This is a genomic window from Saccharothrix deserti, from assembly GCF_009769385.1.
In the GTDB taxonomy this organism is placed as follows: domain Bacteria; phylum Actinomycetota; class Actinomycetes; order Mycobacteriales; family Pseudonocardiaceae; genus Actinosynnema; species Actinosynnema deserti.
In genome coordinates this window covers 373,759-396,558 of sequence record NZ_VKAB01000001.1, presented here as the reverse complement: position 1 = coordinate 396,558, position 22,800 = coordinate 373,759, and the positions used below count along the sequence as shown (strand labels likewise).

The 22,800-nt window shown below is 70.9% G+C and carries 24 protein-coding genes; 19 read left to right on the top strand and 5 right to left on the bottom strand.

What is annotated here, in order from left to right:
- The first annotated feature begins 4 nt into the window (after positions 1–4).
- Positions 5–679 carry a uracil-DNA glycosylase gene (locus FM051_RS13405; RefSeq protein WP_162470706.1) on the top strand — a complete coding sequence of 225 codons (675 nt, stop codon included), beginning with the start codon at positions 5–7 and terminating at the stop codon, positions 677–679.
- Between the two features lie 105 nt (positions 680–784).
- On the opposite strand, the gene rpmB is transcribed toward FM051_RS13405, so the two are convergent.
- Complete coding sequence (gene rpmB, locus FM051_RS13400) at positions 785–976, bottom strand: 50S ribosomal protein L28 (protein WP_033437952.1); 192 nt, start codon at positions 974–976, stop codon at positions 785–787.
- A 145-nt stretch (positions 977–1,121) separates the two neighbouring features.
- Between rpmB and FM051_RS13395 the strand changes: the two genes are divergently transcribed.
- The 3 genes from FM051_RS13395 to FM051_RS13385 all read left to right on the top strand — a co-directional run bounded on the left by FM051_RS13395 (position 1,122) and on the right by FM051_RS13385 (position 6,022).
- Positions 1,122–2,729 carry a DAK2 domain-containing protein gene (locus FM051_RS13395; protein WP_158843245.1) on the top strand — a complete coding sequence of 536 codons (1,608 nt, stop codon included), beginning with the start codon at positions 1,122–1,124 and terminating at the stop codon, positions 2,727–2,729.
- Positions 2,730–2,743: 14 nt separating this feature from the next.
- Complete coding sequence (recG, locus tag FM051_RS13390; protein ID WP_158843244.1) at positions 2,744–4,954, top strand: ATP-dependent DNA helicase RecG; 2,211 nt, start codon at positions 2,744–2,746, stop codon at positions 4,952–4,954.
- A 258-nt stretch (positions 4,955–5,212) separates the two neighbouring features.
- A complete protein-coding gene (locus tag FM051_RS13385) occupies positions 5,213–6,022 on the top strand; it encodes an SCO4651 family lipoprotein (RefSeq protein WP_158843243.1) in 810 nt (269 codons plus the stop codon).
- Positions 6,023–6,228: 206 nt separating this feature from the next.
- Here FM051_RS13385 and FM051_RS13380 read toward each other — a convergent pair whose 3' ends face one another.
- A complete protein-coding gene (locus tag FM051_RS13380; RefSeq protein ID WP_238412360.1) occupies positions 6,229–7,500 on the bottom strand; it encodes a coiled-coil domain-containing protein in 1,272 nt (423 codons plus the stop codon).
- Positions 7,501–7,879: 379 nt separating this feature from the next.
- Here FM051_RS13380 and FM051_RS13375 point away from each other — a divergent pair, with 379 nt between their 5' ends.
- The 12 genes from FM051_RS13375 (at position 7,880) to mutM (ending at position 18,487) form a co-directional block, all read left to right on the top strand.
- Entirely contained in the window at positions 7,880–11,257 is a 3,378-nt protein-coding gene (locus FM051_RS13375; RefSeq protein ID WP_158843242.1) for a pyruvate carboxylase, read from the top strand.
- A gap of 141 nt (positions 11,258–11,398) precedes the next feature.
- Positions 11,399–12,478, top strand: coding sequence for an MBL fold metallo-hydrolase (locus FM051_RS13370; RefSeq protein ID WP_158843241.1), 1,080 nt, complete (start codon positions 11,399–11,401; stop codon positions 12,476–12,478).
- Complete coding sequence (locus FM051_RS13365; RefSeq protein ID WP_158843240.1) at positions 12,475–13,170, top strand: SDR family NAD(P)-dependent oxidoreductase; 696 nt, start codon at positions 12,475–12,477, stop codon at positions 13,168–13,170. The genes FM051_RS13370 and FM051_RS13365 overlap by 4 nt, the downstream gene beginning before the upstream one ends.
- A 21-nt stretch (positions 13,171–13,191) precedes the next feature.
- Positions 13,192–13,758: a 16S rRNA (guanine(966)-N(2))-methyltransferase RsmD gene (gene rsmD, locus FM051_RS13360; RefSeq protein ID WP_158843239.1), complete on the top strand. Its 567-nt coding sequence runs from the start codon at positions 13,192–13,194 to the stop codon at positions 13,756–13,758.
- A gap of 54 nt (positions 13,759–13,812) precedes the next feature.
- Positions 13,813–14,295, top strand: coding sequence for a pantetheine-phosphate adenylyltransferase (gene coaD, locus FM051_RS13355; protein WP_158843238.1), 483 nt, complete (start codon positions 13,813–13,815; stop codon positions 14,293–14,295).
- Between the two features lie 65 nt (positions 14,296–14,360).
- On the top strand, positions 14,361–14,789 hold the full coding sequence (locus FM051_RS13350; protein ID WP_158843237.1) for a guanyl-specific ribonuclease: 429 nt from the start codon (positions 14,361–14,363) through the stop codon (positions 14,787–14,789).
- Between the two features lie 87 nt (positions 14,790–14,876).
- Positions 14,877–15,593 carry a DivIVA domain-containing protein gene (locus FM051_RS13345; protein WP_158843236.1) on the top strand — a complete coding sequence of 239 codons (717 nt, stop codon included), beginning with the start codon at positions 14,877–14,879 and terminating at the stop codon, positions 15,591–15,593.
- 115 nt (positions 15,594–15,708) lie between these two features.
- The gene (locus tag FM051_RS13340) at positions 15,709–16,296 is read left to right on the top strand and encodes a YceD family protein (protein WP_158843235.1); all 588 of its coding nucleotides are present in this window, start codon (positions 15,709–15,711) and stop codon (positions 16,294–16,296) included.
- Positions 16,297–16,298: 2 nt separating this feature from the next.
- Positions 16,299–16,481 (top strand): 50S ribosomal protein L32, encoded by a 183-nt coding sequence (gene rpmF / locus FM051_RS13335; RefSeq protein ID WP_073896635.1) that lies wholly within the window; start codon positions 16,299–16,301, stop codon positions 16,479–16,481.
- Between the two features lie 30 nt (positions 16,482–16,511).
- Positions 16,512–17,339 carry a ribonuclease III gene (rnc, locus tag FM051_RS13330; RefSeq protein WP_158843234.1) on the top strand — a complete coding sequence of 276 codons (828 nt, stop codon included), beginning with the start codon at positions 16,512–16,514 and terminating at the stop codon, positions 17,337–17,339.
- A gap of 7 nt (positions 17,340–17,346) precedes the next feature.
- Positions 17,347–17,583, top strand: a complete 237-nt coding sequence (locus tag FM051_RS13325) for a hypothetical protein (protein ID WP_158843233.1) — start codon at positions 17,347–17,349, stop codon at positions 17,581–17,583.
- 10 nt (positions 17,584–17,593) lie between these two features.
- A complete protein-coding gene (gene mutM, locus FM051_RS13320) occupies positions 17,594–18,487 on the top strand; it encodes a bifunctional DNA-formamidopyrimidine glycosylase/DNA-(apurinic or apyrimidinic site) lyase (RefSeq protein ID WP_158843232.1) in 894 nt (297 codons plus the stop codon).
- Between the two features lie 6 nt (positions 18,488–18,493).
- Here the strand turns inward: mutM and FM051_RS13315 are convergent, their stop codons facing one another.
- Positions 18,494–18,928, bottom strand: a complete 435-nt coding sequence (locus tag FM051_RS13315; RefSeq protein ID WP_158843231.1) for a MarR family winged helix-turn-helix transcriptional regulator — start codon at positions 18,926–18,928, stop codon at positions 18,494–18,496.
- 254 nt (positions 18,929–19,182) lie between these two features.
- Here FM051_RS13315 and FM051_RS13310 point away from each other — a divergent pair, with 254 nt between their 5' ends.
- Positions 19,183–19,860 (top strand): response regulator, encoded by a 678-nt coding sequence (locus tag FM051_RS13310; protein WP_158843230.1) that lies wholly within the window; start codon positions 19,183–19,185, stop codon positions 19,858–19,860.
- A 73-nt stretch (positions 19,861–19,933) separates the two neighbouring features.
- Positions 19,934–20,527 carry a TetR/AcrR family transcriptional regulator gene (locus FM051_RS13305; RefSeq protein WP_158843229.1) on the top strand — a complete coding sequence of 198 codons (594 nt, stop codon included), beginning with the start codon at positions 19,934–19,936 and terminating at the stop codon, positions 20,525–20,527.
- A 4-nt stretch (positions 20,528–20,531) separates the two neighbouring features.
- Here FM051_RS13305 and FM051_RS13300 read toward each other — a convergent pair whose 3' ends face one another.
- On the bottom strand, positions 20,532–21,635 hold the full coding sequence (locus FM051_RS13300; protein WP_158843228.1) for an NAD(P)/FAD-dependent oxidoreductase: 1,104 nt from the start codon (positions 21,633–21,635) through the stop codon (positions 20,532–20,534).
- Positions 21,636–21,704: 69 nt separating this feature from the next.
- Between FM051_RS13300 and FM051_RS13295 the strand changes: the two genes are divergently transcribed.
- Positions 21,705–22,253 (top strand): GNAT family N-acetyltransferase, encoded by a 549-nt coding sequence (locus tag FM051_RS13295; RefSeq protein WP_202918813.1) that lies wholly within the window; start codon positions 21,705–21,707, stop codon positions 22,251–22,253.
- Here FM051_RS13295 and FM051_RS13290 read toward each other — a convergent pair whose 3' ends face one another.
- Positions 22,254–22,703 (bottom strand): hypothetical protein, encoded by a 450-nt coding sequence (locus FM051_RS13290; protein WP_158843227.1) that lies wholly within the window; start codon positions 22,701–22,703, stop codon positions 22,254–22,256.
- Positions 22,704–22,800 lie beyond the last annotated feature (97 nt).

Below are 22,800 nucleotides of genomic sequence, written 5' to 3'. Positions count from 1 at the left end.
CGCCGTGGCACGTCCGCTTGAGGAAATCATGGAAGCAGGCTGGGCCGAGGCACTCGCGCCCGTAGCCGATCGGATCGCCGCGATGGGCGAGTTCCTGCGGGCGGAGGTCGCCGCCGGGCGCACCTACCTGCCGGCCGGGGAGAACGTGCTGCGGGCGTTCCAGCAGCCGTTCCACGCCGTGCGGGTGCTGATCGTCGGCCAGGACCCGTACCCGACGCCGGGGCACGCGGTCGGGCTGAGCTTCTCGGTGTCGCCGGAGACCCGGCCCATCCCGAAGAGCCTGATCAACATCTACCAGGAGTACATGTCCGACCTGGGGCACCCGAAGCCGTCCAACGGCGACCTGACGCCGTGGACCGAGCGGGGCGTGCTGCTGCTCAACAGGGCGCTGACGGTGCAGCCGGGCAAGTCCAACTCCCACCGGAACAAGGGCTGGGAGCCGGTGACCGAGCAGGCCATCAAGGCGTTGGCCGAGCGGGACGCCCCGCTGGTCGCGATCCTGTGGGGCAGCCAGGCGCGTGCTCTCAAGCCGCTGCTGGGCGCCGACCGGTGCGTGGAGTCGGTCCACCCGAGCCCGCTGTCGGCGGCGGGCGGTTTCTTCGGCTCGCGGCCGTTCAGCAAGGCCAACGAGCTGCTGGTGAAGCAGGGCGCCGAGCCGATCGACTGGAAGCTTCCCTGAGCCGCTGACCAGCCCTGAACCCGGTGTGCGGCACCGGGCGTCAACGCCGAAAGGCCCCCGGGATGCGATCCCGGGGGCCTTTCGACAAGCTTCAGGCGCGGGTCATCAGCCGCGCACCACCTTGCCGGCCTTCAGGCAGGAGGTGCACACGTTCAGCCGCTGCCGCGTCGAAGAAGAAACCTTCGCGCGCACGGTCTGAATGTTCGGGTTCCACCGGCGGTTCGTCTTCCGGTGGGAGTGCGAGACAGAATGGCCGAAGCCCGGCCCCTTGCCACAGACGTCGCACACGGCAGCCACGTCAGCCACTCCTTAAGGTTCCTGATCGGTACTCACGCCCCGGCGGGCGCGCAAGCGTGCACAAGCCTCAGCCGGGCATGGCAACCCAGACAGGGTAGCCGGTGGGCCGTTCTGCCTCCAAACCGGGTCGAATACCCTCGCCGCCATGCGGGCTCTCGATGCGGTCGCGGTGCGCCAGTGGGCGGACGCCTGTGTTCGGTCCCTGGACGCCAACCGGGAGGACCTGGATCGCATCAACGTGTTCCCCGTGCCGGACGGGGACACCGGCACGAACCTGCTCCAGACCATGAGGTCGGCGTTGGACGCGTTGTTGAGGACACCGGTGGACACCGTCGGGGCCGCGTTGGCGGCGCTCGCGCGGGGCGCGCTGGCGGGGGCGCGTGGCAACTCCGGGGTGATCCTGTCGCAGGTGCTGCGCGGGCTGGCCGAGGGCGCGCAGAGCGCCTCCACGGTGTCCGGGTCCTCGTTCCGGCGGGCGTTGCTGCGGGCCGACGTGCTGGCCACCGCCGCCGTGTCGAAGCCGGTGGCGGGCACTGTGCTGTCCGTGCTGCACGCGGCGGCGGAGGCGGCCCGGGACTGCTCGTCCGACGACCTGGACGACGTCGTGACGGTCGCGGCCAAGGCCGGTGCGGAGGCGTTGGCGAACACGCCACGTCAACTGGCCGTGCTGGCGCGGGCCGGTGTGGTCGACGCGGGCGGGCGCGGGCTGGTCGTGCTGCTGGACACGTTGGCGGCGGTGATCACCGGGCGGGCGGTCGAGGACGCGCCGGTGGTCGTCACCGTGCCGCGCGAGTCCCTCACCACCGCGCGCGAGGCCGGGTCGCCGGAGTTCGAGTACGAGGTCATGTACCTGCTGGACGCGGTGTCCGATGGCGAGGGCCCGGACGTCGAGCGGTTGAAGGGCGAGCTGCAGGCGATCGGCGACTGCGTGTCCGTGGTCGGTGACGGCGCCGGGCTGTGGACCGTGCACGTGCACTGCAACGACATCGGCGCGGCCGTCGAGGCGGGCATCAGGGCCGGGAGGCCGCACCGGATCACGGTGGCCCGGTTCGCCGACCAGATCGCCGCCCAGGCGACCCGGTTCGTGCGCGACCGGGCGATCGTCGCGCTGGTCGAGGGCGAGGGGGCGGCGGAGCTGTTCCGGTCCGAGGGCGCGGTGGTGTTCGAGCCCGGTGACGCGGTGACGGCGGCCGACCTGCTGGCCGTGGTGGTGAGCACGCGGGCGCGCCAGGTGACCGTGCTGCCCGGTGACCCGGCGTTGCGCGAGCCGTTGGACGAGGCCGTGACGCAGGCCGTCGCCGCAGGTCAGGACGTTGTGGTCGTGCCGACGTTCTCGCCGGTGCAGGCGTTGGCGGCGCTGGCCGTGCACTCGCCGTCCCGACGCGCCGGTGACGACGTGGTGGCCATGGCCGAGGCCGCGGCGGCGACCCGGCGCGGCGAGGTCGCGGTGTCCGAGCGCGAGGCGATCACCTGGGTCGGCCGGTGTCAGCCCGGTGACCTGCTCGGCATGCTCGACGGCGAGGTCGTGCTCATCGAGCCCGGTGGGGCCGACGTCGGCGACCTGGCGTGCAGGCTGGTCGACCGGATGCTCGCCAGCAACGGCGAACTGGTCACCGTGCTGTTGGGGCGGGCCGCCCCGGACGGGGTCGAGCGGGTGCTGGAAGATCACCTGCGCGTCACCCACCCGGAGGTGGAACTGGCCGCCTACCAGGGCGGACAGCGGGACGCGCTGCTGGTTGTCGGTGTCGAGTAGTTGAATGGGCCGAGATGACGACCTTCGACGAGAAGCTGGTGTCGGTGCTCGGCAAGAAGAGCGCCGACGCGCTGGAGGCCGGCCTCGGCCTGACCACGGTCGGTGAGCTGCTGCGGCACTACCCGCGCCGCTACGACGAGCGCGGCAAGCTGACCGAGATCGCCGGGCTGGAGCTGGGCGAGCACGTGACCGTGCAGGCGCGGGTGAAGAGCGCGCGGCAGCGGCGGATGAAGTCGCGCAGCGGTGAGCTGCTGGAGGCCGTCATCACCGACGGCACCAGCGACCTGCACCTGGTGTTCTTCGGGCGCGGCTCGCGGAAGGTCGAGCGGGAGCTGTTGCCGGGGCGCGAGGCGATGTTCGCGGGCAAGGTCGGCATGTTCAACGGCAAGCTCCAGCTCGCCCACCCCGACTACCAGGTGCTCGACGGCACGGACGAGGCGGGGGCGGATTCCTCGGGGGCGGGCTTCGCGGGCGCGTTCATCCCGGTCTACCCGGCGGCGCAGGGCATCCAGTCGTGGAACGTGTCCAACTGCGTGGAGCAGGTGCTCGCGGTGTGGGACGGGGTGACCGAGGACCCGTTGCCCGAGTCGCTGCGCGCCGCCCGTGGGCTGATCCCGTTGGAGAAGGCGTTGCGGGACATCCACCGGCCGGACGGCTGGGCGGCGATCACCGTCGCGCAGCAGCGGTTGAAGTGGGACGAGGCGATGGCGGTGCAGCTGGCCCTGGCGCAACGCCGCCGTTCGGCCACGGCCCGCCCCGCGCCCGCGTGCCCGCCCCGGCCCGGCCTGGTGCGGGACGCGTTCGAGGCCCGGCTGCCGTTCGAGTTGACGACGGGGCAGCGCGAGGTCGGCGAGCAGATCGCCCACGACCTGTCCGGCGAGCACCCGATGAACCGGCTGCTCCAAGGGGAAGTCGGGTCGGGGAAGACGATCGTGGCGTTGCGGGCGATGTTGCAGGTCGTCGACGCCGGGCGGCAGGCGGCGATGCTCGCGCCGACGGAGGTGCTGGCGGCCCAGCACGCGCGGTCGTTGCGGGAGTTGTTGGGTGATCTCGGGCAGGCCGGTGAGCTGGGTGGGGCCGAGCACGCGACGCGGGTGACGTTGCTGACCGGGTCGATGGGCGCGGCGGCGCGGAAGCGGGCGCTGTTGGAGATCGTGTCCGGTGAGGCCGGGATCGTGGTCGGCACGCACGCGTTGATCCAGGACAAGGTGGAGTTCGCCGACCTGGGGCTGGTCGTGGTGGACGAGCAGCACCGGTTCGGGGTGGAGCAGCGGGCCGCGTTGAGCGGGCGTGCCGGCGGGTCCACGCCGCACGTGCTGGTGATGACGGCGACGCCGATCCCGCGCACGGTGGCCATGACCGTGTACGGCGACCTGGAGGTGTCCGCGCTGCGCGAGTTGCCGCAGGGGCGGTCGCCGATCAGCACGTCCGTGGTGCCGGTGGCGTCGAAACCGGGCTGGCTGGACCGGGCCTGGCAGCGCATCCACGAAGAGGTGCGCAAGGGCCACCAGGTGTACGTGGTGTGCCCGCGCATCGGTGACGGCGACTCGGAGGACGACGGGGCGGAGCCGCCGAAGGAGGACCCGGCCAAGGGTGACGCCGTCGACCGTCGGCCGCCGCTGGCCGTGGTGGACGTGGCGAACCGGCTGGCCGAGGGGCCGTTGCGGGGGCTGCGGATCGACATCCTGCACGGCCGGATGCCCGCCGACGACAAGGACGCCGTCATGCGGACGTTCGCGGCGAACGAGGTGCAGGTGCTGGTCGCCACGACCGTGGTCGAGGTCGGCGTGAACGTGCCGAACGCCACCGTGATGGTGATCATGGACGCGGACCGGTTCGGGGTGAGCCAGCTGCACCAGCTGCGCGGCCGGGTCGGTCGGGGCAGCGCGCCGGGGCTGTGCCTGCTGGTGACGGAGATGCCGGACGGTACGTCCACGATGGAGCGGCTGCGCGCGGTGGAGTCCACTTTGGACGGTTTCGAGCTGGCGCAGCTGGACCTGGAGCTGCGGCGCGAGGGCGACATCCTCGGCGCGGCCCAGTCCGGGCGGCGGTCGGGGTTGAAGATGCTGTCGCTGCTGCGCGACGAGGACGTGATCGCCGAGGCTCGGGTGGTGGCGCAGGAGGTCGTGGAGGCGGACCCGGAGCTGGCCGCGCACCCCGGTCTGGCCGGGTTGGTGGCCGGGCTGCTGGACGACGAGCGGGCGGAGTACCTGGAGAAGGCTTGATTTGATTGCTGTGTTGGATTGCGCCGCCTCCGGCGTCGCGGGCTCGGTCGACTGTGACATGGCCGCTGCTCCGCAGACCGCGGCTCGGCCGCCCGGGAGGTCGAGCGTTCGCGCCTGATTTCCCGACGATCGAAAAGCGTGATCGCCGTAAAATGAGTCGCGAACGACCGACGCGACCTCGCGTGGTGGGCGGCCTGGTCCGCAGGCGGTGGCTCGGTCGGCTGGGAAGCCGACCTCGCCGCCTGGGTACCCTGACTCGTGCGCCGATTCCTGCTCGCCCTCGTTCCGCTGGCGTTGGTGGCCTGCACGGCCGCTCCGGCCGGTGATCCGGCTCCGTCCACGTCGTCGCTGCCCAAGGGCGATCTGGCGGTGCTCGCCGAGCGGATCGAGCAGCGGCGGGCCGAGTCGGGGACGGCGGTGTTCCACACCGAGGGGTTCGCCTCCGACGGGCAGGGCACCGAGGTCCGCAACGTCGTGGACGGCGCGGTGCGGCAGGACGCCGACGGGGTGGCCGGGTCGATGACGATGGACGTGTCGACCGGCGGGCAGCCGAAGAAGATCGCGCTGGTGGTCGTGCGCGACGGCATGTACGTGCAGGTAGAGGGCGCGCCGATGCCGGCGGGCAAGAAGTGGGGCTTCTACACGCCGGCGAACGGCGGCGAGGTGTCCGCGTTGCTGCGCGGCTTCGGGCCGAGCGCGATGGCGGGCGCGGAACTCGACTACGTGCAGCCGCGGGCGGCGTTGATCGCGGGCAAGGGGTCAGAGCAGCTGGACGGTGTGCCGGTGACCCGGTTCGACCTGGTGGTGGACCCGTTGAAGATGGCGAAGGTCATCGAGGACCAGGACATCCAGTTGCAGCACACCCAGCTGGCCGAGTACGGGGTGACGATCGCCGCGACGGTGTGGGTGGACGACACGAGCGCGCCGGTGAAGGCGGAGTACCGGTTCGAGCTGGACGGCAAGGTCGTCAAGCAGTCGACGACCCGGTTCCGCGACTGGGGCAAGTCGGTCGAGATCACCGTGCCGGACCAGGCCGAGGTCGTCCCGGCCGATCAGCTGCCCCAGTAGTTGACGAGCTCAGTAGTCGACGAGTGCGGTAGTCCACGAGCGCGGCAGCCCGAGTCCGGTGGTTCTGAGTTCGGTGGTCTGAGTCCGGTGGTTCGGATTTGGGTCGCGCGAGCGATGCCCCGCAGGGGTCCCCGACCAGGGGATCCCTGTTTTTTTATTCTGCCGGCGGGGTCCGACAATTTCGGAGAACCCGCCGTGCGTGCGGGCTACCTGGCCTGCTTGCCCGACTTGGGGATCGGCAGCTGGGTGGTCGGCTGCTCGGACGGGTCGACGTCCTTCGCCTTGGCGTCCGCGGTCTTGGCGCTCGCCGCCTTGGTGCTCGCGGCGGGCTTGGCGTCGGCGGCGGGCTTCGCGGCGGGCTTGGTGGCAGGCTTGGTGGCGGTGCCGGTGGCCGCCTTCGCGTCGGCCTTCGCGTCGGCCTCCGCCTCGTCGTCCAGCGGCTTGAGGGTGGCCACCGCTCGGGACACCGCTTCCTGGGCCGCGGCGAACTGCTCGTTCAGGGCCCGGTGCACGCGGTGCAGTTCGGCCAGCTTCGCGTCCGCCGCCGTGGTGCGGCGGTCGGCGTGGGCGTCCGCCTCGGTGATCGTCTTCTCGGCCTGGGCGTTGGCCTCGGCCACCGCCTTCTCGGCCTTGGCCAGGGCCTCGGCCTCCTGCTCGGCGATCTGCTTCTCGGTCTCGGCGCGCAGTTCGGCGGTCTCGGCGCGGGCGGTTTCGAGGAGCTTCGCGGCCTCGGCCTTGGCCTCGACGACGTGCACCTCGTGCTCCTTGCGGAGCTTGGTGCGCAGCTCGTCGTACTCCTTGTCGAGGTCGTCGTGGTAGCCCTTGTACTTCTTCTCCAGCTCGACGCGCTTCGCCTCCAGCTCCGCCGTCTTCGCCTCGAAGTCCGCGGTGAGCCGCTCGCGGTCGGCGCGGACCTCGGCCATCAGCGCCTCGTGCTCGCCGGTCAGCTTGGTGCGCAGCTCCTCGTGCGAGCGCTCCAGCTCGGCGCGGCGCTCGTCGTACTGCCGCTCCAGCTCCTTCGTCCGCTGCTGGTGGGCCCCTTCCAGCTGCCGACGCCGGTCCTCCAGCTCGCCCATCGCCCGCTGGTGCATGGCCTTGCCCTCGGCCGCCGCGCGCTCGGCCTCGGCCCGGGTGGCGTTCGCCTGGTCCAGCGCACCCTTGCGGATGTCGGCGATCTCCTCCTCGGCCAACGTCATCATCACGCGCACGCGCTCGGTGACGTTGGAGGCGCTGGTCGGGCTGCTGGCCAGCTTGCTCAGCTGCGCCTTCACCTTGTCCAACTCGGCACGTGTGCTGCCGAGCAGCTTGCTCAGCTCGGCGACCTGGGTCGACGCCGCGTCACGCGCTCTGTTCGAGTTCTTGAGGTCGAACTCGAGTCGCGTCACCCGTTCGTTCACCTGGCGCTGGTTGTACCCGCGCAGAACGACGTCGAAATGGGTGCGGGCAGCAGGCTGCCCAGTCCCTTCAGCCCCGGCCATGGGCCAACCCTACCGAGAAGTCGCCAGCAGTAGTCACCTGATGTTGGGAACACACCGTAACGAGCACGTGATCCCCCGTGTGGGGTGAACACGGACCGCTGAACCGTGATGTACGGACCGTCAATCCGCCGCCCGCGTACGAGCCCTGGCGGGGGCTGCGCAAGGCGGTCGCGCAAGGGAGAATCCCGGTGCGTGGTCCCAGGTCGCACCCGCCTTGACCGGGAGAGTTACCGATCACGATGACGTCCGTCACGTGAGATGGAACTCCCGAAGGGCGGGAAGCGCACGGTAGCGTGCCTTGATTCATCGTGTCCTGCCCAGCCCAGCCACCACGGCACCGTCGGGCGGGACTCGCCGAGTAACCGGGAGGGAACGCCGCATGTTCCGCAAGGTTCTTGTCGCCAACCGCGGCGAGATCGCGATCCGGGCCTTTCGCGCTGCCTACGAACTGGGCGCCGGCACGGTTGCCGTCTTCCCCCACGAAGACCGCAACTCCCTGCACCGGCTGAAGGCCGACGAGTCGTACGAGATCGGCGAGCCCGGCCACCCCGTCCGGGCCTACCTGTCCGTGGAAGAGATCATCAAGGCCGCCCGCAAGGCGGGCGCCGACGCGGTCTACCCCGGCTACGGCTTCCTGTCCGAGAACCCCGAGCTGGCCAAGGCCTGCGCCGACGCCGGCATCACGTTCGTCGGCCCGCCCTCGGACGTGCTCGAACTGACCGGCAACAAGGCCCGCGCCATCGCTGCGGCCCGTGCGGCCGGCCTCCCGGTGCTCAAGTCCAGCGACCCGTCGAGCGATATCGACGCCCTGCTCCGGGCCGCCGAGGACATCACGTTCCCCGTCTTCGTCAAGGCCGTCGCGGGCGGCGGCGGGCGCGGTATGCGGCGCGTCGAGGACAAGAGCGGGCTGCGCGAAGCCCTGGAAGCCGCGTCACGCGAGGCGGAGTCCGCGTTCGGCGACCCGACGGTGTTCCTCGAACAGGCCGTGATCGAGCCGCGGCACATCGAGGTGCAGATCCTCGCCGACGGCCAGGGCAACGTGATGCACCTGTTCGAGCGCGACTGCTCGGTGCAGCGCCGGCACCAGAAGGTCATCGAGATCGCGCCCGCGCCGAACCTCGACCCCGAACTGCGCGAGCGGATGTGCAACGACGCGGTGCGGTTCGCCCGGCACATCGGCTACCGCAACGCCGGCACCGTCGAGTTCCTGCTCGACCCGCGCGGCAACTACGTCTTCATCGAGATGAACCCGCGCATCCAGGTCGAGCACACGGTCACCGAAGAGGTGACCGACGTGGACCTGGTCCAGTCGCAGATGCGCATCGCGGGCGGCGAGTCCCTGGACGACCTCGGCCTGAGCCAGGAGACCGTGCAGCTGCGCGGCGCGGCCCTCCAGTGCCGCATCACCACCGAGGACCCGGCCAACGGTTTCCGCCCGGACACCGGCATGATCAGCGCCTACCGCTCACCGGGCGGCTCGGGCGTCCGGCTGGACGGCGGCACCATCGGCGTCGGCACGGCCGTCGGCGCGCACTTCGACTCGATGCTGGTCAAGCTCACCTGCCGCGGCCGGACGTTCTCCGCCGCGGTGGCCCGCGCCCGCCGCGCGGTGGCCGAGTTCCGCATCCGCGGTGTGTCCACGAACATCCCGTTCCTCCAGGCGGTGCTGGACGACGAGGACTTCTTCGAGGGTCGCGTCACCACCTCGTTCATCGAGAAGCGCCCGCACCTGCTGACCGCCCGGCACTCCGCCGACCGCGGCACGCGCATCCTCACCTACCTGGCCGACGTGACGGTGAACAAGCCGAACGGCCCGCGTCCGTCCGTTGTGGACCCGAAGGTGAAGCTGCCGGCCGTGGACCTGAACGCCGAGCCGCCGGCGGGGTCCAAGCAGAAGCTGGTGGAGCTCGGGCCGGAGGGTTTCGCCCGCTGGATGCGGGAGAGCAAGGCGCTGGGCGTCACGGACACCACGTTCCGCGACGCGCACCAGTCCCTGCTCGCCACCCGCGTGCGCACCAAGGACCTGCTCGCCATCGCGCCGCACGTGGCCCGTATGGCGCCGCAGTTGTTGTCTTTGGAGGCGTGGGGCGGTGCGACGTACGACGTGGCGTTGCGCTTCTTGGCCGAGGACCCGTGGGAACGGCTCGCCGCACTGCGTGAAGCCGTACCGAACATCACCCTCCAGATGCTGCTGCGCGGTCGGAACACGGTCGGCTACACGCCCTACCCCGAGGCCGTGACCAGCGCGTTCGTCGAAGAGGCCACGAAGACCGGTATCGACATCTTCCGCATCTTCGACGCCCTCAACGACGTCGAGCAGATGCGCCCGGCCATCGAGGCGGTGCGCGAGACCGGCACGGCGGTCGCCGAGGTCGCCCTCTGCTACACGTCCGACCTGTCGAACCCGGACGAGCGGATCTACACCCTCGACTACTACCTGAAGCTGGCCGAGCAGATCGTCGGCGCGGGCGCGCACGTGCTCGCGGTGAAGGACATGGCGGGCCTGTTGCGCCCGCCCGCGGCGGCCCGGCTGGTGAGTGCGTTGCGCAAGGAGTTCGACCTCCCGGTGCACCTGCACACGCACGACACGGCGGGTGGGCAGCTCGCCACGTACCTGGCGGCCATCCAGTCCGGTGTGGACGCGGTGGACGGCGCGGTGGCGTCGGTGGCGGGTACCACGTCGCAGCCGCCGCTGTCCGCGATCGTGGCCGCGACGGACTACACCGAGCACGCCACGGGGCTGGACCTGCAGGCGGTGTGCGACCTGGAGCCGTACTGGGAGTCGGTGCGCAAGGTCTACGCGCCGTTCGAGTCGGGCATCCCCGGCCCGACCGGTCGCGTCTACCGGCACGAGATCCCCGGCGGGCAGCTGTCGAACCTGCGCACCCAGGCGGTCGCGCTCGGGCTCGGGCAGAAGTTCGAGGAGATCGAGTCCATGTACGCCGCGGCCGACCGGATGCTGGGTCGGCTGGTCAAGGTGACGCCGTCGTCCAAGGTCGTCGGGGACCTGGCGCTGCACCTGGTCGGCGCGGGTGTCTCGCCGCAGGAGTTCGAGGCGGACCCGGGCCGGTACGACATCCCGGCGTCGGTGATCGGGTTCCTGCACGGTGAGCTTGGCGACCCGCCCGGCGGCTGGCCGGAGCCGTTCCGCAGCAAGGCGTTGCAGGGCCGTGCCGCGCCGAAGGGCGTGGCGGAGCTGACCGACGACGACATCAAGGGCTTGGAGCACGACCGCCGCGGCACGCTCAACCGGCTGCTGTTCCCGGCGCCCACGAAGGAGTTCGAGGCGCACCGGGACGCGTACGGCGACACGAGTGTGCTGGGTAGCAAGGACTTCTTCTACGGGCTGAAGCCGGGCGAGGAGTACCAGGTCGACCTGGAGCCGGGGGTGCGGCTGCTGATCGGCCTGGAGGCGATCGGTGAGGCGGACGAGCGTGGTTTCCGCACGGTGATGGCGACGTTGAACGGCCAGTTGCGGCCGATCCAGGTGCGCGACCGGTCGATCGCCGCCGAGGTTCCGGTGGCGGAGAAGGCGGACCGGAGCAACCCCGGTCACGTCGCCGCGCCGTTCGCGGGCGTGGTCACGCCGAGCGTGGCGGAGGAGGACGAGGTCGAGGTGGGGCAGACCATCGCGACCATCGAGGCGATGAAGATGGAGGCGGCGATCACCGCGCCCAAGGCCGGGCGGGTGAAGCGACTGGCGGTGCGGGGCGTGCAGCAGGTCGAGGGCGGGGATCTGCTGATCGTGCTCGACTGACGCGGCATCTCTTCCGGGCCGGACACCGACACGGTGTCCGGCCCGGTTGCTCTACCGCGGCCGTCGATGCGCGGGATCGTGTTCGGTGCCACATGGTGATCCGGTGGGAACCGGGTCGGCGGACCTCGCGTTGGAGGTGGCATGAAGAAGGTCACCGCAGCACTGCTCGCCCTCACGGCCGGCGCCGTCGCCTGGGCGGCGCGCGACGTGCCCTCGGCCTTGGGCGGCAAGCCCGACGGCGAGCGGGTGCGGCGGTCGCCGCAGTACCGCGACGGGAAGTTCCACAACGCCGCGCAGACCCGGACCATGCCGGACGGGGCCGCCGGGACGATGCGGGAGATGCTCTTCGGCGGCCAGCAACGGCACCCGGTGGGCGAGGTGCCGTTGGTGCCGCCGGTCGCGGGCACGCCGGACGGGCTGCACATCACCTGGTACGGCCACGCGTCGACGTTGATCGAGATCGACGGCGCGCGCATCCTGGTCGACCCGGTGTGGAGCGACCGGTGCTCACCGTCCCCAGTGGTCGGTCCGCGCCGGCTGCACCCCGTGCCGCACCAGCTGCACGAGGTCGGCAGGGTGGACGCGGTCGTCATCTCGCACGACCACTACGACCACCTCGACCTGCCGACGGTGCGCGCGCTGACCAACGACCAGGACGCGGTTTTCGTGGTGCCGCTCGGCATCGGCGCGCACCTGCGCCGGTGGAAGGTGCCCGAGCACCGGATCGTCGAACTGGACTGGGACGAGTCGCACGAGGTGGCCGGCGTCACGCTCACCGCCACCGCCGCGCAGCACTTCTCCGGCCGGGGTTTCCAGCGGGACAACACGCTGTGGGCGTCGTGGGTCGTGAAGGGGCCGCGGCACCGCGTCTACTACAGCGGTGACACCGGGTACTTCGACGGCTACAAGAAGATCGGCCAGGAGCACGGCCCGTTCGACGCCTCCCTGATCCAGATCGGCGCGTACGGACCGGGCTGGCCGGACATCCACATGACGCCCGAGGAAGGCGTGGCCGCGCACCGCGACGTGCAGGGCGGCCTGCTGATCCCGGTCCACTGGGCCACCTTCAACCTCGCCTTCCACGACTGGTCCGAGCCGGTGGACCGGGTGTGGCGCGAGGCCAAGGCGCACGAAATCCCGCTTGCCGTCCCACGTCCGGGTGAGAGGATCGATGTCGATCAACCCCCGGCGGTCGACGGATGGTGGCAAGCACTCGCATGACGAGAACAGCAGTGGTGACCGGCGGCGGCACCGGCATCGGTCGGGCCATCGCGGAGGAACTGGTCGCGCGCGGCCTCGACGTGGTGATCACCGGGCGTCGCGAGGACGTCCTCGAGCAGGCCGCGGACGAGATCGGCGCACGGGCGGTGGCGTTCGACGCGGCCGACCCGGAGGCCGTCGACGCCGCCCGGGAACACCTGCCCGAGCGGGTGGACGTCCTGGTCAACAACGCGGGCGGCCTGGTCGGCGGCGACGATCTCAAACGGCAGTGGCTCGCGATGTACGAGGCGAACGTCGTCACCGCCGTCCTCGTCACCACGGCGCTCCAGCCGCGCCTCGCCGAGAACGCCCGCGTCGTCACCATCGGTTCCATCGCGGGCAGGCGCGGCGGCGGCAGCTACGGCGCGGCCAAGGCGGCGGTGGAGGCGTGGACGGCCGAGTTGGCGTTCAAGCTCGGCGGCCGGGGCATCACCGCGAACGTCGTCGCACCGGGTTTCATCGAGGACACCGAGTTCTTCGGCGGCGACATGTCCGAGCAGCGCCGGAGCACGCTCGTCGCGCAGACCGCCAACGGCCGGGCCGGCACCCCGGCGGACGTGGCGGCCACCGTGGCGTTCCTCACCTCGCCGGAGGCCGGGCACATCACCGGCCAGGTGGTCGCCGTCAACGGTGGGGCGCACCTCGGGCGATGACGCCGATGGGACGATGACGGGGTGACCAGGATCGTCGCGGGCGCCGCCGGTGGCCGAAGACTGCAAGTGCCCCCACGCGGCACCCGTCCCACCTCCGACCGCGTCCGCGAGGCGTTGTTCAGCTCCCTCGAAGCGCTCGTCGACCTGGACGGCGCCACCGTGCTCGACCTCTACGCGGGCTCCGGCGCGCTCGGCTTCGAAGCGCTGTCCCGGGGTGCGACCAAGGCCACTTTCGTGGAGTCGGACAAGCGGGCTGCCGAAGTCCTGAAGACGAACGCGAAAACGGTCGCGCTGCCCGGCGCGACGGTCCTCAACCGCACCGCCGAGGCCGTCGTGGCCACCGCGCCGGACGAGCCGTGCGACGTGGTTTTCGCCGATCCGCCCTACGCCGTCACCGACGAACAGCTCAACCGGCTCCTCGAGTCGCTGGTCACCCGTGGTTGGACGAAACCGGGCTCGCTGATCATCGTGGAACGCGGCGCGCGCAGTCCTGAACCGATTTGGCCAAGTGCCGTGGAATCCTTGCGCAGCAAGCGATACGGCGACACCGCGCTGCATTGGGCCGAACACGTTGACGCCACCGGGTGATGCGGACCACGCACCTGAGTGGATGCGTCCGATCGGGTGCTACCGTCCGAAACCATGACGCGTGCCGTGTGCCCCGGCTCCTACGACCCGGCCACCAACGGACACCTGGACATCATCGGGAGAGCGGCGAAGCTCTTCGACGAAGTCGTCGTCGCCGTGCTCATCAACAAGAACAAGAAGACGTTGTTCTCGGTCGAGGAGCGCACCGAAATGCTGCGCGAGGTCACCGCGCAGTGGCCGAACGTCCGCGTCGACGCCTGGCACGGCCTGCTGGTCGACTACTGCCTCGAAAACGACATCAAGGCCATCGTGAAGGGCCTGCGCGCGGTCAGCGACTACGACTACGAGTTGCAGATGGCGCAGATGAACCACCAGCTCACCGGCGTCGAGACGCTGTTCATGCCGACGAACCCCATCTACAGCTTCCTGGCCAGCTCCCTGGTCAAGGACGTGGCCACCTACGGCGGCGACGTCTCCAGCCTGCTGCCGCCCACGATCAAGGACCGGCTCATCGCACGGCTCGCTGAGGGTCGCTGACCGGTCACACCCGGTTAACTCAGATACTGCCGAGCCGTCACTCGGTGTGGTTACCGTTCACTACCATGAGCGAGATCACATCGCGCACCGTCAAGGTGCTGCTCTCCCTGCTGCTGGTTCTCGCCGGCATGTCCGCCACGTCCGCCGCGGCGTCCGCCGCCGAGCCCGTCCTGGCTGCTCAGGCGGCCTGCGGCGACACGTCGGGCTTTCGCAAGGTCGCCCTGTCCGGCCTGCCCGCCCAGGCCACCGACACCGTCCGCCTGATCCAGCGCGGCGGGCCCTACCCGTACTCGCAGGACAACCAGACCTTCTACAACCGCGAGGGCATCCTCCCGGCCTGCTCGACCGGCTACTACAAGGAGTACACGGTCAAGACGCCCGGCGTCTCCACCCGCGGCGCGCGGCGGATCGTGACCGGCAACGCCTCGCCGAAGCTGTACTTCTACACGCCCGACCACTACGCGAGTTTCGTCCTCGTGGACATCACCCGGTAGCCGGACACGCCCTGCCGATCTCCCGGCGGCGAAGAGATCGGCAGGGCACACTAGGACGGGTACTGCTGTGGGCGCGAGGAGTGTGACGTGTACCGGGTGTTCGAGGCCCTCGACGAGCTGGTCACGATCGTCGAGGAAGCGCGTGGCGTGCCGATGACCTCCGGGTGCGTCGTGCCGCGCGGTGACGTGCTCGAACTCCTCGACGACGTGCGCGACGCCATCCCCGCGGAGCTGGACGACGCCCAGGACGTGCTCGACCACCGCGACGAGCTGGTCGGAAAGGCGCAGCACGACGCGGAGCAGAGCCTGAGCAAGGCCCGCTCCGACGCCGACCGGATGGTGTCCGAGGCGCAGCACGAGGCCGAGCGGATGCTGTCCGAGGCGCGTGCCCGCGCCGAGCGGATGGTCGCCGAGGCCGAGGACCAGGCGCAGCGGACGGTCGCCGCGGGCCGCCAGGAGTACGAGGACCTGGTGGGCCGTGCCCACGCCGAAGCCGACCGCATGGTCCAGGCGGGCCGGGCCAACTACGAGCGCGCGATCGAGGAGGGCCGGGCGGAGCAGGCGCGCCTGGTCGACCAGACCGAGGTCGTGCAGGCCGCGCACGCCGAGTCCGCCCGCGTGCTGGAGGCCGCCCAGACGGAGGCCATCCGGCTGCGCAGCGAGTGCGACGCGTACGTGGACGGCAAGCTGGCCGACTTCGAGGACCTGCTCGCGCACACGCTCCGCAGCGTCGGGAAGGGCCGTTCGCACCTGCGCGGCCCGGCCGTCGCGAGCGCCTCCGCACCGTTCGATTACCACGACTAGGACCAAGTGAGACCCGACCGAACGACATTTGACCAGCCGATTTCACGTCGACGCCCGTTGTCCCGTACCCTTGACCGGCTGGTCGTGGTAAGTCCCCGACGGCACACCAAACATCATGTCTGAGCATCGTCACGCCTCCGCGCGTCCCACAGCGACCGGGCCCTGGGTCATCGACACCAGGGACCTCGGGCGTCGTGCGGGCTCCAGCCGCGGGTTGAGCAGGACGGTGCCCGCCGCGGGCCTCGGCCTGGCGGGCGTGATCGAGGTGCCGGCGGGCGGCAGCGTCCAACTCGACCTCCTGCTGGAGTCGGTGGTCGAAGGTGTGCTCGTGACGGGCGCGGCCGCGACGGTGGTCGAAGGGGAGTGCTCGCGCTGCCTGGAGCCGCTGTCGGCGGAGGTCGAGGTGGAGCTGACGGAGCTGTACGCGTACCCGGACAGCACCACCGACGAGACGACCGAAGAGGACGAGGTCAGCCGTCTGCACGACGACCTGATCGACCTCGAACCCGTGGTGCGCGACGCCATCGTGCTCGCGCTGCCACAGGTGCCGCTGTGCTCGCCGGACTGCCTCGGGCTGTGCGTCGACTGCGGCGGCAAGCTGGCTGATCTCGGCCCCGACCACGGGCATGAGACGATTGACCCCCGTTGGGCCGCCTTGCAAGAGCGGTTCGACGGGAATCGTGACAATCCAGAGGAGAACTAGTCGTGGCCGTCCCGAAGCGGAAGATGTCGCGCTCGAACACGCGCTCGCGCCGCGCTCAGTGGAAGACCGCTGCCGTGCACCTGGTGGCCTGCCAGAACAAGGCCTGCCGCCAGCCGAAGCCGCAGCACGTCGCCTGCCCGGCCTGTGGCCAGTACGACGGCCGCCAGGTCGTCCAGCCGGCCTGATCACCCCTCTGGCGAAGGTAGCGGCGAATCGTGGGGGGTAGGTCGTCGCGCGGTCGGTCGGCCGACCGCGCCCCGTTGCTCGAAGCGCTCGGCGTCCCGTTGGACGCCGAGCTGCTGACGCTCGCACTCACACACCGGTCGTACGCGTACGAGAACGGTGGTCTGCCGCCGAACGAGCGACTGGAATTCCTCGGCGACGCGGTGCTCGGCCTCGTCGTCACCGACCACCTGTACCAAGCGCACCCGGAGCTGCCCGAGGGGCAGCTCGCCAAGCTCCGCGCGAGCGTGGTGAACATGCACGCACTGGCGGGCGTGGCCCGGGGGCTCGGGGACGACGGGTTGGGCGGGCATCTCCTGCTCGGTCGCGGCGAGGAGCTGACCGGCGGCAGGGACAAGGCGAGCATCCTCGCGGACGGCCTGGAAGCCGTCATCGGCGCGGTCTACCTGCAATTCGGCATCGACACCGCGCGTCAACTGGTTCACCACCTGTTCGACCCACTGCTGGCCGAAGCGCCACTGCGGGGCGCCGGGCTGGACTGGAAGACCAGTCTTCAGGAGCTGACCGCCTCGGCAGGCCTGGGCGTACCCGAGTACCGGGTGGACGACCAGGGTCCGGACCACCGCAAGGAGTTCACCGCGACGGTGTTCGTCGGTGGTCAGGCCTACGGCACTGGCGATGGGCGCACGAAGAAGGAAGCCGAGCAGAAGGCGGCCGAGGCCGCCTACCGCGTGTTGCACGAACGGGTCCGCGCCGAGCAGGAAACCGGCACGTCCGGGAACGGCCACGCACCCAACTCGGCGACGGCACAGACTCCACCCCAGGCTTCACCTCAGGCTGCACCTACTCAGGAAGACTGACGCCGAAATGTATGCCACGAACGTCCGGACGAACCGGCGCGCGCGCCACGCGCGTCCTTCCCGCCCGTTGAACGCGAGCCGCAACGGCGGCATCCAGGGCCTGGTCCTCGTGCGCGACACCGCCCAGGCGGGCGGTTGGATGCTCAAGCCGACCAAGCCGCAGGCCGCCGCGTACGAGATGCTCGAAGAGCTCGAGCAGGCAGAGGCCGCTGCCGCCGCTGCCGAGCGCGAGTCCGAGGACTGATCACCCGCCCGTGCCCGAGCTGCCCGAGGTAGAGGTCGTCCGCCGAGGTCTGCACGAGCACGTGGCCGGGAGGACCGTCGCCGAGGTCGACGTCCTCCACCCACGAGCGATCCGCCGCCACCTACCCGGTGCGGCGGATTTCGCCGTGCGCTTGACCGGTCAGCGACTGGAGGCCGCGCGTCGCCGCGGCAAGTACCTGTGGGTCGACCTGTCGGGCGGCGACGCGATGCTCGCGCACCTCGGCATGAGCGGCCAGATGCTGGTCCAGCCCGTCGGCGCGCCGGACGAGAAGCACCTGCGGGTGCGGGTCCGGTTCGCCGACGACGGCCCGGAACTGCGGTTCGTGGACCAGCGCACGTTCGGCGGTCTGGCGTTGGCGGAACTCGTCGAGGTCGACGGCACCCTGCTGCCGCAGCCGGTGGCGCACATCGCGCGTGATCCGATGGACCCGGCGTTCGCCCCGGACGCGGCGGTCGCGGCGTTGCGGAAACGGCGCACCGAGGTCAAACGCGCCCTGCTCGACCAGACGCTGGTGTCGGGTATCGGGAACATCTACGCCGACGAGGCGCTGTGGCGGGCCGAGCTGCACGGTCTGCGCCCGGCGGACCGGCTGACCAGGCCGAAGGCCGCCGAGTTGCTGGCGCACGCCACGCAGGTGATGCACGAGGCGCTGGGTGAGGGCGGCACGTCGTTCGACGCGCTCTACGTCAACGTGAACGGCCAGTCGGGTTACTTCGAGCGGTCCCTGGCCGTGTACGGGCAGGAGAACGAGCCGTGCCACCGGTGCGGGACGGCGATCAGGCGCGAGCCGTTCATGAACCGCTCCTCGTACTCGTGCCCGCGCTGCCAGCCGCGTCCGCGGGTCCGATCACGATCACACCCCGGGCTGATCACGCGGGGGTGATCGGGGTCAGCGCGCCGGGTCGGCGAGCCTGCGCAGCAGCGGGGTGACGGACCTCAGCGCGTCGCGTTCCTCTGTGGACAGCTGGGCGAGCCGTTCGGACAGCAGCTCCGCCTCGCCGTGGGCCAGGGACATGATGGTGTCCCGACCGAGAACGGTCAGCTCGACGATGGTGGCCCGCCCGTCGGCGGGATCGGACTCGCGCCGCACCAGGCCACCGGATTCCAGACCCGTCACCACCGTGGTCGCCGTGGGCTGCGAGCACAGCGCCCGCACCGCGATCTCCCCGATCCGCATCGGTCCCTGCGACGCGAGTTCCGCGAGCACCAGCAGTTGGGTGGGCTGGAGTCGCCGAACGGACGAGGACTGGCGCAGGCTCCGGATCAGCCGGTGCACGGCGACCACGAGTTGTAACGCGTCTTGATTAGTCACGCTGGTGGTCATCAGATCTCCTCATTGCTCACCGTGAGTGAGCACCTGTCCGAATTCGGACAGGACATTCGCACTGTCGCAGTACGGCTGTCCAGTAAACGGATTCATTCGCACCCGGATGTACTCACGCTTTCCGCACCGATGCGGACTAGGGGCTGTCAAAACGGCATAAAAGGCGTTTGGAAGCGCGTCAAGGTGGTGTCAGGAAGTTCGCCGAACGTAGTCGGGCACGGGGGCGGCCGGGGCACCCGGCGTAGTGTCTCAGCGTGACAAAGGTGCTGGTGGTCGATGACGAGCCGCAGATCGTGCGGGCGTTGCGGATCAACCTCTCCGCGCGCGGCTACTCGGTCCTGACCGCGCACGACGGCACGACCGCGCTCAAGGCGGCGGCCGAGGGCAAGCCGGACGTGGTGGTGCTCGACCTGGGGCTGCCCGACCTGGACGGCACCGAGGTCATCGCGGGCCTGCGCGGCTGGACGACCGTGCCGATCATCGTGCTGTCCGCGCGGGTCGACTCCGTGGACAAGGTGGAGGCGTTGGACGCGGGCGCCGACGACTACGTGACCAAACCGTTCGGGATGGACGAGCTGCTGGCCCGGCTGCGTGCGGCGGTGCGCCGTTCGGCGGTCGTGGAGGGCGGGGACGCGATCGTGGAGACGGCGTCGTTCACCGTGGACCTGGCGGCGAAGAAGGTGCGCCGGGACGGTGTCGAGGTGCACCTGACGCCCACCGAGTGGGGTCTGCTGGAGATCCTGGCCCGCAACCGGGGCCGGTTGGTGGCGCAGAAGCAGCTGCTCCAGGAGGTGTGGGGGCCCGCGTACGCGAAGGAGACCCACTACCTGCGCGTCTACCTGGCCCAGTTGCGGCGCAAGCTGGAGCCCGAGCCCGCGCACCCCCGGCACCTGGTGACGGAGCCGGGGATGGGGTACCGGTTCGAGCCCTGACGGGAATCGAGCCTGGGCTGCGCGACTTTTCCGCCGCCGTGCGTCGGGGTCGATCAGGGTGAGGGAGTTACCAGTGGCGACATTGCCCCGGAGGCCTCATGACCGCGGCGACCTGCGCGCCTCCCTGGTCACGGCCGCCCGAGCGCTGGTCGTCGCCGAGGACACCGAGGGCCTGACGTTGCGCAAGGCCGCCGCGGCGGCTGGGGTGTCGCACACGGCGGCCTACCGGCACTTCGCCGACGAAGCCGCGCTGGTCGCCGCCGTCGTGGCGCGGGGCTTCGACGAACTGCACGCGGCGGCCGAGGCGGCGTCGGGCGGACCGCTCGACCGGCTGCACGGGATCGGGCGGGCCTACGTGGAGTTCGCGGTGGCCAACCCGTCGCTGTACCGGCTGATGTTCGGCGGCGAGGTGCCGCGCCGGGACGTGCACGCGGAGCCGGCGGCGGCCGAGCAGCGTGTGCACGGGCTCATGTCGTCCGCCATCGTCGACGCGCAGGCGTCCGGCGAGCTGGCCGGCCACGACGTGGCCGACGTGACCGTCCTCATGGCGTGCGTCCTGCACGGCCTGTGTTCGCTGCTGCTCTCCGGACAGCTGCCCGTCGCGCGGTCGGCGGACCTCGCGGACACGGTGATGGCGCTGGTGGACGCCGGTCTGGCGGCCCGGTGAGGGCTCAGCCCACCGGCAGGGTGGGGTGGCGTTCGAACACGATCGTGCCGCGCACCACGAGTTCCTTGTAGCGCGCCGCCAACCGGCCGGTGAGGACGCGTTCCTTCGGGCTGTCGTCGGCGTTCACGAACTGGATCAGCCCGTCCCGGCGGCCCAGGCTGATGCACTGGTTGAAGTACCGGAAGCCGAGCGGACCCGGTTCCCGGCCGTTGAGCCGCTTCGCCAGGCCTCGCACGGCCTGCTGTGCCGTGGGCAGGCCGGTCGCGCACGCCATGCGCAGTTCGAGGCCGTCGTGCCGCTTGATCGCGGCGGCGTCACCGACCGCCATGACGTCCGGGTGGGAGATCGACGTCAGGGTCTCGTCCACCACCATGCGGCCCCTCGCGTCCACCGCGAACCCGGCCCGTGCCGCCAGGTCGGGCACGCGGAAACCGGCCGTCCAGACGACCGTGTCGGCGGTGATCAGCTCGCCGGTGCCGAGCACCAGGCCGTCGGCGCGGACCTCGGTGACGTTCGCGTGATCGCGGACCCGGATGCCGAGCCGGTCGAACGCCCTGGTCAGGTAGCGCCTGCCCTTCTCCGACAGGGCCTGGCCGAACCCGCCGCCGGTGACCAGCAGGACGTCCAGGTCCGGGCGCGACTCGGCCAGTTCGGCGGCGGCCTCGATGCCCGTCAGCCCACCGCCCGTGACGGCGACCGTGCGGGCGCTCTTGAGGGCGGCGGCCAGCTTTTCGGCGCCCTCAAGAGTGGACACCGCGTGCGCGTGCTCGGCGGCGCCCGGGACGCCGTCCAGGTTCGCGTGGCTGCCCAGGGCGTAGATCAGCCGGTCGTAGGCCAGCGCCCCGCCGGTGAGCTCGATCTTGCGGGTGTCGGCGTCGATGCCGGTCACCCGGTCCACCACCAGTTCGACGCCGGTGCCTTTCAGGAGGTCTTCGAGCGGGAGGTCGCGCAGCCGCTGCCCGACCACGAGCTGGTGCAGCCGGACCCGCTCCACGAACCGGTCCCGCGCGTTGACCAGGGTGACCCGGGAATCGGTCCACTTCGCCGCCAGCTTGGCCGCGGCCAGTCCCGCGTAACCCGCACCGACCACCACGATGTGCTCTGCCATGTCCCCGTCCTTTCGTCACGGGTGGAGCGGGACGGGGCGGGTGATCGTGACGGGCATAGGGTGTGAACCGTGTCACGTGTTTCGGTGCTGCACACCTGGCAGCTGCCCGAGGCGGTGCTCGCCGCCGCCCGGAAGCTGCTCGACGAGGCGTTCGACGGCGATTTCGGTGACGAGGACTGGGAGCACAGCCTGGGCGGCGTGCACGCGCTCGTCTGGGACGGCGACGAGCTGATCGGTCACGGCTCGGTGGTGCAGCGCCGGCTGCTCCACGCGAGCCGGGTTGCGGGTGTCCCGCACAAGACCAGGGCGCTGCGGGTGGGGTACGTGGAGGGTGTCGCGGTGCGGGCGGACCGCCGCCGCCAGGGTGTCGGCGGTGCGGTGATGGCGGCGCTGGAGGATGTCGTGCGCGGCGCGTACCCCCTCGGCGCGTCGGAGGACGCCCTGGCGTTCTACGCGGCGCGTGGGTGGCAGCGGTGGCGGGGGAGGACGTTCGCGTTGACGCCCACCGGGGTCGAGCGCACCGAGGACGAGGACGACGCGATCTTCGTCCTGCCGGTGGTGCCGCTCGACCTGACGGGCGACCTGACCTGCGACTGGCGTGACGGCGACGTCTGGTAGCTAGGGGCTGTCCGTCGTCGTGGTGGTGCTGGACGGCGAGGAGGACGACGTCGGCGGGTCGTAGGACGTCGGCGGGTTGCTCGGCGGTTGGGTGGTGAGCTGCGGTTCGGACGACGTCGTGGTGGTCTCCGGCGCCTGGTCCGCCTGCTCTTCCGGCTTCGAGTCCTCCGGCTCCGAGCCGGTCACGTCGCGGGGCTGTCCGGCGGGCACGCGGGTGGACACCGTGACCACCACAGTGTCGGTCCTGCGGTGAGGTGCGGCGATCACCGGCTTGTCCGACGTCACCTGCACGTCGGCGCGCGGTTCCGGTGGACCGGCCACCGGACCGCCCGCCGCGAGCACCGACGCGAGGGTGGCCATCACGGTGGCGACGACGGCGCCACCGGCGGCCAGCAGCACCACCGACGAGAGCTTCTTCTTCGGTGCCGCTTGATGATCTTCCTCGAACACACCATCTCCCTGTGGGGACCCGGACGGGATGGTCAGGTGTTCGAGTTATCGGCGGATCGCGCCGGGCGCCTCATCGTCAGAGCGGTCCTCCACCCGA